General features: G+C 42.0%; 11 protein-coding genes and 1 pseudogene. 7 read left to right on the plus strand and 5 right to left on the minus strand.

The window, feature by feature from the left end; all coding sequences use genetic code 11:
* Positions 1-432: 432 nt before the first annotated feature.
* Positions 433-1,287, minus strand: a complete 855-nt coding sequence (locus Q0541_RS28270; RefSeq protein WP_298919266.1) for a PhnD/SsuA/transferrin family substrate-binding protein — start codon at positions 1,285-1,287, stop codon at positions 433-435.
* Between the two features lie 181 nt (positions 1,288-1,468).
* On the opposite strand from Q0541_RS28270, the gene Q0541_RS28275 reads away from it, so the two are divergent.
* Complete coding sequence (locus Q0541_RS28275) at positions 1,469-2,377, plus strand: DUF3365 domain-containing protein (protein ID WP_298919150.1); 909 nt, start codon at positions 1,469-1,471, stop codon at positions 2,375-2,377.
* Positions 2,378-2,578: 201 nt separating this feature from the next.
* On the opposite strand, the gene Q0541_RS28280 is transcribed toward Q0541_RS28275, so the two are convergent.
* Both Q0541_RS28280 and Q0541_RS28285 read right to left on the minus strand, forming a co-directional pair.
* Positions 2,579-3,958 carry a serine/threonine-protein kinase gene (locus Q0541_RS28280; protein ID WP_298919152.1) on the minus strand — a complete coding sequence of 460 codons (1,380 nt, stop codon included), beginning with the start codon at positions 3,956-3,958 and terminating at the stop codon, positions 2,579-2,581.
* A gap of 335 nt (positions 3,959-4,293) precedes the next feature.
* Positions 4,294-4,626, minus strand: coding sequence for a DUF4278 domain-containing protein (locus Q0541_RS28285; protein ID WP_298919154.1), 333 nt, complete (start codon positions 4,624-4,626; stop codon positions 4,294-4,296).
* 271 nt (positions 4,627-4,897) lie between these two features.
* Here Q0541_RS28285 and Q0541_RS28290 point away from each other — a divergent pair, with 271 nt between their 5' ends.
* Together Q0541_RS28290 and Q0541_RS28295 are read left to right on the plus strand one after the other, a co-directional pair.
* Complete coding sequence (locus tag Q0541_RS28290; RefSeq protein ID WP_298919156.1) at positions 4,898-5,152, plus strand: hypothetical protein; 255 nt, start codon at positions 4,898-4,900, stop codon at positions 5,150-5,152.
* A gap of 3 nt (positions 5,153-5,155) precedes the next feature.
* Positions 5,156-6,439, plus strand: coding sequence for a murein transglycosylase A (locus tag Q0541_RS28295; RefSeq protein WP_298919268.1), 1,284 nt, complete (start codon positions 5,156-5,158; stop codon positions 6,437-6,439).
* A gap of 127 nt (positions 6,440-6,566) precedes the next feature.
* Here the strand turns inward: Q0541_RS28295 and Q0541_RS28300 are convergent, their stop codons facing one another.
* On the minus strand, positions 6,567-7,436 hold the full coding sequence (locus Q0541_RS28300) for a DUF5895 domain-containing protein (RefSeq protein ID WP_298919158.1): 870 nt from the start codon (positions 7,434-7,436) through the stop codon (positions 6,567-6,569).
* Positions 7,437-7,698: 262 nt separating this feature from the next.
* Positions 7,699-8,394: a haloacid dehalogenase type II gene (locus Q0541_RS28305; protein WP_298919160.1), complete on the minus strand. Its 696-nt coding sequence runs from the start codon at positions 8,392-8,394 to the stop codon at positions 7,699-7,701.
* A 1,075-nt stretch (positions 8,395-9,469) separates the two neighbouring features.
* Here Q0541_RS28305 and Q0541_RS28310 point away from each other — a divergent pair.
* From Q0541_RS28310 to Q0541_RS28325, 4 genes and pseudogenes are all read left to right on the plus strand, one after another.
* Positions 9,470-9,970: a fatty acid hydroxylase gene (locus tag Q0541_RS28310; protein WP_298919162.1), complete on the plus strand. Its 501-nt coding sequence runs from the start codon at positions 9,470-9,472 to the stop codon at positions 9,968-9,970.
* Between the two features lie 400 nt (positions 9,971-10,370).
* Entirely contained in the window at positions 10,371-10,796 is a 426-nt protein-coding gene (locus Q0541_RS28315) for a hypothetical protein (RefSeq protein ID WP_298919164.1), read from the plus strand.
* Positions 10,783-12,742: pseudogene (locus tag Q0541_RS28320) on the plus strand (ATP-binding protein). Before Q0541_RS28315 ends, Q0541_RS28320 begins: the two are co-directional and overlap by 14 nt.
* Positions 12,743-12,755: 13 nt before the next feature.
* The coding region (locus Q0541_RS28325) for a PAS domain-containing protein (protein WP_298919166.1) at positions 12,756-13,489 on the plus strand (734 nt) is incomplete at its 3' end.

Below are 13,489 nucleotides of genomic sequence, written 5' to 3' on the forward strand. Positions count from 1 at the left end.
CTCCCCTTCTCCCAAATTTGGGAGAAGGGGCTGGGGGATGAGGGTTTTTTCTTTTTATACCGAAAGAACTACAGTTTTCAAGGTGGACGCGGTTTATAGTACTCCTTTAAGTAAATCTTTTTAGCGATCACAGTATTACATTAATAAATCAATACAAAAGTAGTACATTTACACTAAGTGGCGATAAAGAGAATAAATAATTGAACTAGATTTCAACAATTGAAGCTCGAATTTTTCTCAAAATAAAAGCTCCCTACTTATCAAGAGCTTTTTATATTTAGAGTTTTTTGGAATTATTTCTTTTTATCCTTATCTAGCTTTTCTTGGATAGCTTGACGGCAAAACTCTGGCGGATCTTCTTGTGCCTTCACCTCTTCCTTCGTCTTTTCAGTAGCACGAAAACTAATAGTAGCTAGGTTGATTTTACGTTGATTAAAATAAACGAACAGGTTTTTTTTCTAGCTGAGAAGTAATTGAACTCAGCCGATCAACCACAGAAATCATGTATTTGTAATCTGGTACTTGTCCATTGGATATATACCCTACTTCTTGAGTTAAACCTGAAGGTGCATCGCTCATTACTTTGCGAATGAACTCTTGACGGTTACGTTCTACATTCGGTCCAATCAAGACCACACCTAATGGTACATAGTGAGGGTCTTTAAATAATATGCGGAATTCGGTTGGGCCCAACTGTGAACCGTAGAGAGCCAATTCCGCCTCCGAGACAGCACAGGCGATCGCTTTTCCTTGGGCGACTAATTCCAGCCCGGCTTTGGGTGTGGGTGCAAATAGGATCTGTGCTAGTGTTGTACCATAAAGATTGTAAAGTGGGAAATAATATCCTGTTGCTGAACCTAACTGACCTAAAGCCACTGTTTGACCTTGCAGCTGTTTTAAGTCAGATATTGGATTGTCTTTGCGAACAACGAAGATTGAACGCAAATTACTAATACCTATTAAAGGAAACAGGGGAACATATTGGTGACGTGCGATCGCAATAGCCGCTAAACCTGGTGGAGCAAATACCAATGACCAAGCACGAGCCTGAAGGCGCTCAACCGCTCTATTTTCATTAAAAGCAGGCTCTAGCTGAATATATGAGTTTGTCTTTTCACCTAAGTAACTATTGAATTTAGCATATTGGTTAATTATCTGTTCGCCTCCACCATAGTTGATAACACCAATAGTTAACGTGCCTTCAAACTCCTTTGGTGATTGGCAGGCAGCAAATGTCAAACCTAGCAGATTAAATAGAAAGAAACGCCGGGGAAATCGCAAAAACATCATTAATTATGGTTAAAGAAATAACTTGGCTTTCAGGACTAATTTAGATAAGTTTGACTGCTGCCTAAATAGGTTACATTGCAACAAAAAATTAATATTTATTTAAATATTGTTGAGATGCTTTCTAACAGGTATAAATAAATATTAGACAAACTCAGATACCACCTTGGTTGCTTAGGTTATGTTAAACAACATTACGTTAAAAAACTTAAAAATAGGTGCTAAATTTAACTTACTTTTAATATTAGTTTTCATAGTCAGTATTGTGGGAAGTGGTGTTGCCTTATCCAGTGTACTTCAAGGGAGAGCGCAAAATGAAGTGGCTTCTCAAGCACAGACTCTGATCCAAATGGTGAACGCAGTTAGAGATTATACACAAAATCGAATAGTTCCTTTATTGGAACCTAGACTAGATACTAACCCAACGTTCATGCCTGAAGTAGTACCAACTTTTTCCTCTAAAGAGGTTTTTGAGAATTTTCGTAAAAAGCCGGAATATAAAAACTTTTTTCATAAGGATGCAACACTTAATCCAACTAATTTAGCAGATAAAGCCGATAGTTTTGAAACTCAACTTGTAGAGCGTTTTCGCAACGAACCGAAGACTTTAGAAATTACTGGCTTTCGCACCTTGTCAGAAGGCGAAGTATTTTATATTGCCCAACCACTCAAGATTACACAGCAGCAATGTCTGCGATGTCATACTACACCAGATCAGGCTCCTAAGAGTCAACTGGTAACTTATGGATCGGAAAATGGTTTTGGCTGGAAACTGAATCAGATTGTTTCTGCCCAAATAATCTCTGTTCCTTCTCAAGAGATTTTTGCCAATGCCAAACGGACTTGGATATTGATAATGGGAATTTTAATTACTATCTTTGCGCTCGTACTTTTCTTAATTAACTTCTTAATCAAAAAATATGTGATTCAGCGGATCAGAAGAATAGAGAAAATAGCCCAAAAAGTTAGTGTGGGTGATATGAACGCTGATTTTGAAGAAAGCTCTAGTGATGAAATTGGCGGGTTAGCAGAAGCATTTAATCGAATGAAAGCTAGCTTAAAAATAGCTCTGGAGATGCTGAATAATTAGAGCTAATTCCATTTTGGATTTTAGATTTTTGACTTTCATGCGGAACGCTACGCGTAGCTTGCTTCCACGAAGTGGTACGGCAACTCTTAGAGACGCTCTTGCGAACGCTTCAGTCGAACGATTTTGGATTATCAAAAAGTCAAGCGAAACACAATTTACCCATTTGTTGCATTTTTTTAAAAATTGGTATCAGCTAAAAATTTAAGAAAGTAGACGTTGCTGAAATTGCAAAGCTTTTTGAGGTTCAGGAATTTGTGATGCTAAAACTTTCACCAATTCTGCACGAGAAATTTGCCCAGAAGACTTAACAGCTTTTTGGACTAAGAACTTAGCTATTGGTCCAATTAAATTAGCTAATTCCCGTTCGCACTGATGCACAAAGCTATCGCTGATTTCTTGAGGTTCTTGGTTTGGTAAATTATTTGACTTAATTTCCGATTTAACAGTAAGTTCCTGTAGTAGAGTAGGTTTCTCTAGTAGAAACATTGTTTTCTTCTTAAAATCAATTTGTTGATTTCCTCGAAGATGAAGGGCCAATTGATTAATTAATTCTTCGGGGTTGGGCGCTGATGCCGCAACTTGTCGTAGTAATCTTGAGGCAACGGGGCCGACAAATTCTAAAAGAATTGTTTCCAACCGACTGTAATTTTCTGGAGACAGGATAGAAGCAGGCGGATACCCAATTGAGTTTTGTTGAGAAAGTAAAGCTTGAGGCGGTTGTGTAAAAGATAGTGGTTGAAGTGATTGCGCTTCTATTTTAGTATCGAGATCCTTAAGCGCCTGTAGAACTTCAGCCGCAGACTGATAGCGTTGTTTAAAGTGGTGTAGTACCATCTTAGATAGTACAGATGCCAACCCAGAACTGACGTTAGCCTGATGCTGCCAAGAAATTTCTCCTGTATCTGGGTCTTCCTCAAAGTTTATCGGATGTAACCCGGTCAGCGATTGAATACCAATAATGCCCAAGGAATAAATATCGCTGTTGGGGCGGGGCTTACCTTGCCCCTGTTCTGTAGACATATATCCTGGGGTACCAATGATAATAGTAGCCCCCATCTGTCCTAGAACTGTAACCAGTTGAGTTTGGACTTGTTTAACTGCGCCAAAGTCAATCAGCACTAACTTGCCGTCTTGTTGCCGCCTAATTATATTGTCCGGCTTGATATCTCGATGGATAACGTTGTGGCTGTGAATAAATTGTAGAATACCCAACACCTGTTGGAGCAGTTGAATTACTTGATCTTTTGTCCAAGGTTGATTGGGGAATAGTTCCGCTTTGAGAGTATGCCCTTCAATGAACTCTTGCACCAAGAAGAACTCTTGGTTGTCTTCAAAATAGGCTAAAAGCCGAGGAATCTGGTCATGGTTGCCCAGTTGTTCTAGTGTTTCTGCTTCACTGGTAAATAGCCGTCTAGCAGTTTCAAGAAATTCAGGGCTACGAGTGACAGGCTTAAGGTGTTTGACAACGCATTTCGGCAAACCTGGTCGATGGGTATCTTGGGCCATGTAGGTTTGACCGAATCCACCTCCACCTAAGACTTGAAGGACTTGGTAACGTCCGTCTAATAATTGTCCTAACATTGTCTCACTTGCCTAAGTCCTCAAATTAATCTTGGCACAACTACCAGCTTTAGCAAGGTTTGTTGAAACAGAAAGTAGATAGGTAGTGCTGAAATTTCAAGGTTTTTTGAGGATTGTACTACAAGTTCATGACTCCCTAGACTCCAGATCGGCTTGTAGCCATTTTATTATTGAAGCTTTAATTCCTTAGCTCGACTTTATCCAAAATTAAGAACTCGGTTTTCTTTATCCAGCAAAAACCCTGGCTTTTCAGCAAATACTTTTTCCATGTCACAGATTATCGATGAAGTTAAAAAAGTAAAACTACTGAACCACAGAGGTTTCAACGATAGCAATCACGTTGCGAAAAAAATGGATAAAGTCGAGCTTAGAAATCGGCCGTACTTCAACTTGGAAATACTTGCTGGTTGAGAGACTACGGTAACTTCTCCCTGTGCAGTTTTATTTACAATGTAGGTGATTCCCCGAGAGCTCAATTTATAGGCTACTGGTGCTATGGGAGCTTTCGCCGCTTTGGAATTTGGATCAACACGATAAGTAACGCCACGGTACATCAGATTATAAGCTGGCCCAATTTGAGGAGCCGGCTCAAATGGCTGTTCTGTTTTTTTGCTGGCAACTTTGCTTGGGTCGTATTCGTAGCTCAGACCACGATAGTAAAGTTTCATAATTTTTGCCTCCTGAATAACTGTTGTTCAGGAATGCTAATCAGTTATCACAGGTTAATTGGAGAGTTATGCAAGAGCTAATGTAAACTTACACTTTTTAAGGAACTGGTTAAAGGATTAAGCGTCTACAGTGAAGAGTCATGCAGCATTGGTCTATTGGGCATTTGTTCCCTTTTGCCCCTCTGCTCCCCACCTCCCGTATGCTTACCCTTTTCATTCGGGGGTTACGTGGTTAACAATAGGTTGAATGTTTTTTAAATGATTCAACCTTATGCCTAGAACTGCAAATGAATATGCCGTATACCTCCTACTGGAAAGCGGTCACCGGGAAGAAGTACGTTTTCCTACTATTCAAGAGTTTCAGAAGTGGTATAGTGGCGAACTTGTGCCAAAGTCTGCTTCTAATGACTTTATTAGCGTGCCGCTCAAAAATATTCAAGGGGAATATATGGTAATCCGCCCTTCTCGGATCGTGGCAATCCGGGTAGAACCAGTTTTTAGTTCCAGTGTTGAAAGATTCAACTAAATGATGAGAAAAACCCTTGCTTTGCTTTCCTTGAGTTTGGGAATTGCCCTTATAAACCCTCTCTGGTCGGCTGTTGCTCAGGTTCCTTACTTACTGCCGTTGCCAGTACCCACAACTCCTGATCTTCCACCTCTACCAGTACCAATTACTCCTGAGTTAACGCCACCGCTAAAACCAATCGCTATTGCAAGCGATTGTGCGTTCGGGCAGACTTGTTTGGGTTGGGATGACCAAATTTGGGGTCAAACAGGTAAAATAGGCGTTGGCGCTTCGCCCACCGGAGGCGATCGCAATGCGTTGTTGGCTTCCATTGACAACAGTCTGCTTTACCTAACAAAGAAGGAGGCGATCGCAGCATATCAAAATTATCCAGTTAAGGAAATTACCCTTGATCGCGTCCGCACGAGTTTGCTACGTTTCCGCGAACTGGTTATCGGTTCTAAGTCAGCAGCACAATTACAAGCCGCTGTCCGCCGTGAGTTTGTCTTTTACCAGTCTGTGGGCAACGATGGCAAGGGTACTGTTAAGTTTACTGCTTATTATGAACCTGTTTACACCGCTAGCCGTGTCAGGACTTCAATATATAAGTATCCTCTTTATCGGCTACCACCTGATTTCAGCCAATGGCGTAAACCCCACCCAAAACGAATTGATTTGGAAGGTAGGGATGGTTTACAAGGAAATAAGGGCAAGTTGCGCGGTTTAGAACTGCTTTGGTTTCGCGATCGCTTTGACGCATACATGGTACATATCCAAGGCTCTGCCCAAATTAAATTAACTAATGGCAAAACAACGTCAGTTGGCTATGCAGGTGGAACTGATTACCCCTGGACTAGTATCGGCAAAGAACTAGCGAAAGATGGCAAACTTCCACTAGATGGATTGACGCTACCACGGATGACTGCTTTCTTCCGGCGACGGCCGCAGGAGTTGAGCAATTATCTGCCACGCTGGAAACGATTTATTTTCTTTCAAGAAACTGGTGGTACCGCAGCTACAGGCTGTATTCATGTGCCAGTGACAGCAGAACGTTCCATTGCTACAGATAAGTCTCTCATGCCACCGGGAGCGCTAGCCCTGATTCATAACTCATTTCCCTATCCTGCCAGTGGTGGCAAACTAGAGAGGCGTACTGTCAGCCGCTTTGTGCTAGACCAGGATACAGGAAGCGCCATCAAAGGTCCAGGAAGGGTAGATTATTTCATGGGGTCTGGTAAACTAGCAGGCGATCGCGCTGGCATCACAGGCGGTAATGGTTCACTATATTATTTGCTGCTCAAAGAATAAAGTTAGGAGTTAGGAGTAGAAACGCGATTAATCGCGTCTGTACAGGAATTTGGAGTAGAGACGCGATTAATCGCGTCTGTTATTAATTCAAAACTCATCATTTATCACTCCTCACTCCTCACTTTTTTTAGTACGGCGGATAAGCAAAATCATCTTCATCAGCATAAACGTAAGAGTTGGAAACTTCTGCCATCGCCAATTTAGGCGTTTCTGATTTTACAGGTTCCTTCCCAAAATCTTTGTATTCTTCAAAAGTCTTGCAAATCATTGCAGACTCAAGAGAATCGGAAGCAATTAAGTATTGTGTTAAAGTTCCTACTGTCGGATGTTTGTAGTCTACAGTTGAAGCTACCAGAACTGTATTTGGTTCAATACCTCTTTCTTCACACTCAATTATCGGGCAAAAAATCCCGTGAGCGTGGAACAAAGCGCCTTTTGGTGTCAAAGGTTGCTTGCGGTAAACAGCATAAGCCTTTTCTAGTTCAGCAACGAATCCACTAACTACTTTACCTTGTTGATATTCGCAGTAGGTTTTGCTGAAACTCGCTCCGGCGGCACCATTAAGAGTTAATTGTAGTGGTGATTCATGTAAAAACTTTTTATTCTCACCCACTATAAAAATTAAATAGCGAGTAAAGGTTTTAAATTTAAGTTTGTCGGCTAAAAAAGCATCATAATTTTCTTTGAGCGTACCCAGTTTTAGACCACTTTCCCGGTCTTTGACAGACAATGGCCCTCGACGCACTAAAACCAAGTGTGGACTAGTGCTAATAAACACCGTTTCGACTCCAGAGCTAAATTCATGCTCTACCTGCTGCCAATTATCATCTGGCACAAAGCCGACAGCATGGGCATTATCTAGCTTAATCGCCAAACCGTGGGATTGCATACCATCTGTGCCATACCGAGGATTAATCATCTGACACCAGGGAATGACTTGAGAAGGCGGTGCATTGAATTTCTCGTCTTCAAAGTCGAAATTAGCAGATGCTTTCATCGTTTTAGGCTATCAAAGTGTTTTATTGAACAAGTTTATCAGCACGCTGATCCTGGAGAGCCAGAAGGAGAGCGTTGGTACGAGCGTCACCCGTCCTTTGCACGTCGCCCTCAAAAGAAGGGTGAATGTGCCATCAAACTGACGTAGTAGTTTTTCCAGATTAAGGCAGAATCAATCTATGTTGCAATCCCTGTTTCGTTTTGTAACAACAGATCCTCATCGAATATAGTGCTAGGCACTCAGCACTTATTACTCAGTATTGTTAAAGTGAACTCAAAGCAGCGAGAGTCTTTAAATCTGGCACTTCTAAGTCAGGTTGACTTATTGCTGATTCTGTGGCGCTAACTCCTTGTTGTTCTGCTCGACGGTTTACCCAGACTGTTGATAGTCCCAGAGATTTGGCTGTAACGATATCGTGATATACACTAGCAGCAACATGTAATATCTGCTCTAACGGCAAATCAATTCTGTCAATAGCAAGTCTGAAGTTGTTTAAAGAGGGTTTGTAGCTTTTTGCCTGTTCTGCTGTGATTATCTGATCAAATTCCACCTCCAAGTGCTTTGCTGAGAAAGCAAAGAGATCGTCATCGACATTTGAGATAATTACCAGCTTAAAGTTTTGCTTGAGGGTTTTAAGTGCTTCAACTGTATCGGGGAAAGGCAGCCAATGCTGAATCGAATCAGCAAGTGAATTTAGTTCCTCAGCAGTTGGCTCAAAGCTGAATCGCTCACCAAATTTCTGAATTACTATCTGCAAAACTTCTCGATATTTGATATATTCTTCTTTTTCCACTTCTGCTTCAAATTCAGCAAAAAGTTCCAGAATTTGATCCTCATCCAAATTAATGTTATGTGTTAGCAGAAGTGGCTTTAGCACCCCTAAGATGCTGTTCTCCCAATCAATCAGGGTTCCGTAACAATCGAAAGTTAAAGCCTTATACTGATTGAAGTTGATCACCTTTTTATACTCCACAGCTTGACTAATAGTGTTCAGTTTTCACAAACCAAAAGACGGGTGAACCCATCTGCGTTGGCGCAGCCCGCCGCAGGCATCGCCACATTTGCCGCTCTTAAAGTCTCTGAACATTTTTTCTATATCAAAGCAGAGTTTAAGTAGGTAGACAATAAAATACCAAACTGTGTGAAGATAAGCAAGTAGATGGGCACAAAAAAACTAAACTCTCCTAAGGGAGACGCTCTTGCTAGCAAGATCCCCGTAGGAGTACAAGTCGGAAAACCCCATGCCACTTGCTTTAAGCTTACATAGAATTGGTATAAGTTCAAATTGAAAGGTTGAGACGAGGACATAGGGAAATATTCATTCTCCGCGTCACTGTGTCTTCGTCTGATTGCGTCGCTCCTTACCCATGATCTATTGATTCATAGTCTACTATTATGGCATCTAGTTAATTCTAGATGCTCAAAATTTTGCCGCTTCTCAATTTAATTATAAACCCGCTTTATTCACCTCGATAACCCTGGTCACTTTGGCAAAATACCTATTTATATCGTTCTGATTAGATTCATAATTGCAGCTTAATTACAATCAATTTAGAATTAACAATGTTGAAGAAAGCCTTAACCTAAATTTGTACTAACTTTAACTCAACCTTTGCTTACGCTGTATGCCTTAGTAAGAAGATTGTGTAGTAACTATGCTAAAGTACTGTATTTCTATCGGTTTTTAGATTTATCGCTACCGTTAACCCAGAGCTAGAAGTCAAATTGGAGGTTATTACGAGTTGCTGTTGACTGCATTAAGGAGCAGAAATTCATGAAACTGCAACTGACCCAATTACATATACTCTGAGCCAAATTACAGCAGAATTCAAGTATTTGAACCACATCTATCGTGGGGGCGCAAGGCCTTGCGCCCCTACCGCGTGGTCTATTTACCTGAAAATAGCTGTAACTGGAGCGTAGACCCATGAGACGCACAGTTACTTTGCATAGCACAAAACAGGTGTCTACCTACGCCGACAGCATGACATTTGCATATTTTCTGTGGAGTTTTACTTACTTGAGGAGTACAAATGCTTGAGGCTATCGCTGTTGCTTGGTTATTACTGTTTTTTGGCGATTTTCTATCTACATTCTTTTACCACGTACCCGAGCACGTTTTTGGTAGCCTTCATTTAAAAACGCACCACTCCTGGAAGAAGGACTTCCGCCACTACGCTATTTTGACTTTTAATCCCCAGGTTCTTTTAGATGGTATCTTGGGAGCTTTGCCTTATGTACTCATAGCAGTAGTCCTGTGGTCTTTCTCTCCCATTGGCGTTATCTCTGGATTACTGCTTGGTCAGTTTCATGTATGGTGGAGACACATAAGTGTACTAGGTTGGCAAACTTCAAAGCCTGTAAATATTTTATGCCAAATTCTATTTATTACTACTCCTGAGAGACACTGGTTACACCATCACAAAACTAATTTGGGTTTCGGTGATATTTTCACCTTCTTTGAACAACCTGCACAAATGTGGTTACGCTGGCTTCGGCTACTCAGACTTCGTTTTCGCTACTCTCGAATCTAACTGAAGCTACCGCTTACCTAAATACTTTTTAAAATTACCAAAATCAGCTGCGATCGCAGCTGATTTTGGACACTATTTATGTTTTGCCAGACAGGGGATTATTCCAGTCTCAGAAATGCAATCACATACATACTCAAAAAAGCTGATTGCCAATTTAGAAGTAGTAGCAATAAAAAATATTAATTTACCATAGATTAAAATCTATGGTTTTCTCTAATTATCAAATTTTTATTTATAGTTTTTCTATAACTCATCAAAAAATAAGCGAGTTACACGGACGGAAAGATGCCTCTGGTAAAGAGTTTAAAGGTATTTGCCGCCGCTTGACTTCAATGTTATACCGCCAATCTTTTTGGGAAAACTAGTCTTAATTAGTAAATTATTATACGCCTAGATTTTTATGACAATTTCTCTCTTTTGGGGCGATGCTAAACGTAGCTTGCTTTCCCGTTCGGCGAAGCCGTTCCCGAAGGGTAGGGTTACGGATAGCTACCCTAAGGCAACCGTTCGGATTCTCTGCTATGTGACCACCAAAGAGATTTACTCTGAGGGTGACACTAACCAATCCCCTATTGCCATCAAACAGTCTAGAGAAGAATTTACAAACGATTTCGTTGAAATCCTGAATCGGTTCTGTACTCAAGCCACGTCTTCAGAAAATCCAAGGTTTTATCAACAGACACCACTGCAACTGGTACAAAGTGAGAAAATGTCCGCTTTGGGAAACTTAGTGGCAGAGGTGGCAAATAAAATTAATAATCCGGTTGGTTTTATTGCTGGAAATTTGCAACCTGCTGCTTATGAGGTGTTTCATGTCGGCAGTTAGCCTCAGAAAGATTCTCAACAAAAAAGAGTTGCCATCTCTTCTTCAGGGGTTAGTCTACCAGTTGAACATTGCGATTGATGTTGAACTGGTAGACGGCACAAAACTAATTAGCATTGGGAAGCAAACTACGGAAAACAGATATCCAATCGAGGTGTCAGGAGAAATCATCGGTTGGGTTGTTGGGGGGGAACAGGCAACTCTACTTGCGACTTTACTCTCGTTTCTAGCAAAACAGGAAGCTGAAAAGAAAATACTCGCTAAAGAATTGCTAGAACGATACCAGGAAATTGATTTGTTTGAGGATATCTCAACTCAACTCACAACAAGTTTGGATACTCGACAGATTGCCCAACTCGTGCTTCAGGAATTGAGTCAATTGATTGAATCGTCTGCGGGGATGATTCTGCTTCTGAGTCCAGATGCAACTGCATTTGAAATCATTGCCGAATTTGGAGTGTTTTTTAATGACAGTCAGCCGGAACCAGGTAAGGGAATTATTGGCAACATTGTGCAATCTAACCGGGCAGAACTCGTCAATGATGTGCAAGCCGATCCTCGATTAGAGGGGCAAATAAAACGTTAGTGCAATGATTTGTGTACCGTTACGAGCCAAGGAGCGGGTACTGGGAGCGATCGCCATTGGAGCGGACAAAACTGACTCATACAAGGCTGAACACCTGAAACTTGTGAGTATCTTTGCCTCTCAAAGTGCGATCGCTATTGACAAAGCTGTACTTTACGAACAAAGCACTCAAGCAGCCGTCCAGGCAAAAGCCCAGACACAGAGGCTTCAGCAAGCTCTCCATGAGTTGCAACTGGCCCAAACTCAGTTAATCCAAAGCGAAAAAATGTCCAGTCTAGGGCAACTCATTGCTGGAGTTGCCCACGAAATCAACAACCCGGTTAACTTTATTTGCGGCAATTTAAGATATGTTGCCGAATATGCCCAAGACTTGTTGCACCTGTTGGAAAAGTATCAGAAATTCCTACCTGTTGCTCCTCCAGAACTGGAATCAGAGTTAGACAATATAGACCTGGAATTTATCATGCAGGATCTTCCCAAACTGCTGGATTCGATGAAACTGGGCACTAGTCGCATCGTAGAAATTGTGCAATCCCTGAAAAACTTCTCCCGCCATGACGAAGCCGAAATGAAAGCCGTCAACATCCACGATGGCATCGACGGAACGCTGATGATTCTTCACCATCGCTTGAAAGCAGATGTTCATCGTCCGGCAATTGAAATCGTTAAAGACTATGCAAAACTTCCCCTGATTGAATGCTATCCCGGACAGTTGAATCAGGTGTTTATGAACGTCTTGGCAAATGCCATTGACGCTCTAGAGGAGGGAATGGGCAATGAAGAAATATCCCCCCCTACTGCCCGAATCATCATTCGTACCAAAGTCCTCGACCACCATTCGGTTGTGATTCGCATTGCCGACAATGGCCCAGGCATGAAGGAGGAGATAATCCACCGCATTTACGATCCCTTCTTCACCACAAAAGATGTTGGTAAGGGAACCGGGTTAGGCATGGCAATCAGCTACCAAATTGTTGTGGATAAACATGGGGGAATTCTCAAGTGTCGTTCTCAACCAGGTGAAGGGACAGAATTCTGGATTCAGATTCCGGTAAATTGTGCAATGGTGGACGCGGCTGAAGAACAAAATAGCACCTCTACCTCGCCAATCACAACCGAATCATCCTCCACTCCCGATGCCGACGGCTTCATTGCATCAACAGTTCCAATGCTCAAACCGACGGATTTGCTGATCTGCCACACTCAATTGATCCAGCGACTTTCACAGCACAGTCCAGAGGTGGAAGCTGCATCACCCGATCAAATTTACCAGATGTTCCAACGCCACCCAATTTCGTTAAAGCTTTACGCCACTTTGTTGTCTTGGTTCTGTTGTTCTAACCCTACCCAAATACGCCACTAAAGAAACCTCAACCATGTTTAACCAACTCGATGAATACAACAGTCAGCTATTTGAACAATGTCCTGTTGGGCTAGTACTATGCCGAACAGATGGGACACTAATTAACATTAACCCCGCCTATGCTGCCATTTTGGGGCGTACTGTTCCAGAAACCCTGAATCTCAACTACTGGCAAATTACTCCAAAAAACTATGTCGCCGAGCAAGCCCTGCTAGAGAACCTAGAACAGACTGGTCGCTACGGGCCCGATGAGAAGGAGTTAATCCACAAAGACGGGCATCTGATTCCGGTCAGAATCTCTGGACTGATGATTGAGAAAGATGGAGAGCAACTGATCTGGTCAAGTGTGGAAAATATTAGCGACCTCAGGCGGGCCCAGCAGGAACGTCAACACTCCGAAAAAATCTTGAAACGGAGCGAAGCACGATACCGCTCTCTGGTCAAAACTAACACGCAAATTATCTGGGTCAGCACACCAGAAGGAATTTGCTTTGAATTGACAGACTGGATCGCCTACACAGGTCAAAGTCTGGCTGAAGCGGAAAATGGGGGCTGGATTGATGCTGTTCATCCCGACGATCGCCCCTATACCGGAGAAGCCTGGGGTGTTGCCGTAACAAACCTGAGCATGTATCAAATTGAATACCGAATTCGGGGCCAAGATGGCAATTATCGCTACTTTTGGGTCTGGGGTGCCCCCGTCATCGAAGATGATGGTAGCGTTCGGGAGTGGATTGGCACTTGTAC

The sequence above is a fragment of the uncultured Nostoc sp. genome, assembly GCF_937863485.1.
Classification (GTDB): domain Bacteria; phylum Cyanobacteriota; class Cyanobacteriia; order Cyanobacteriales; family Nostocaceae; genus Nostoc.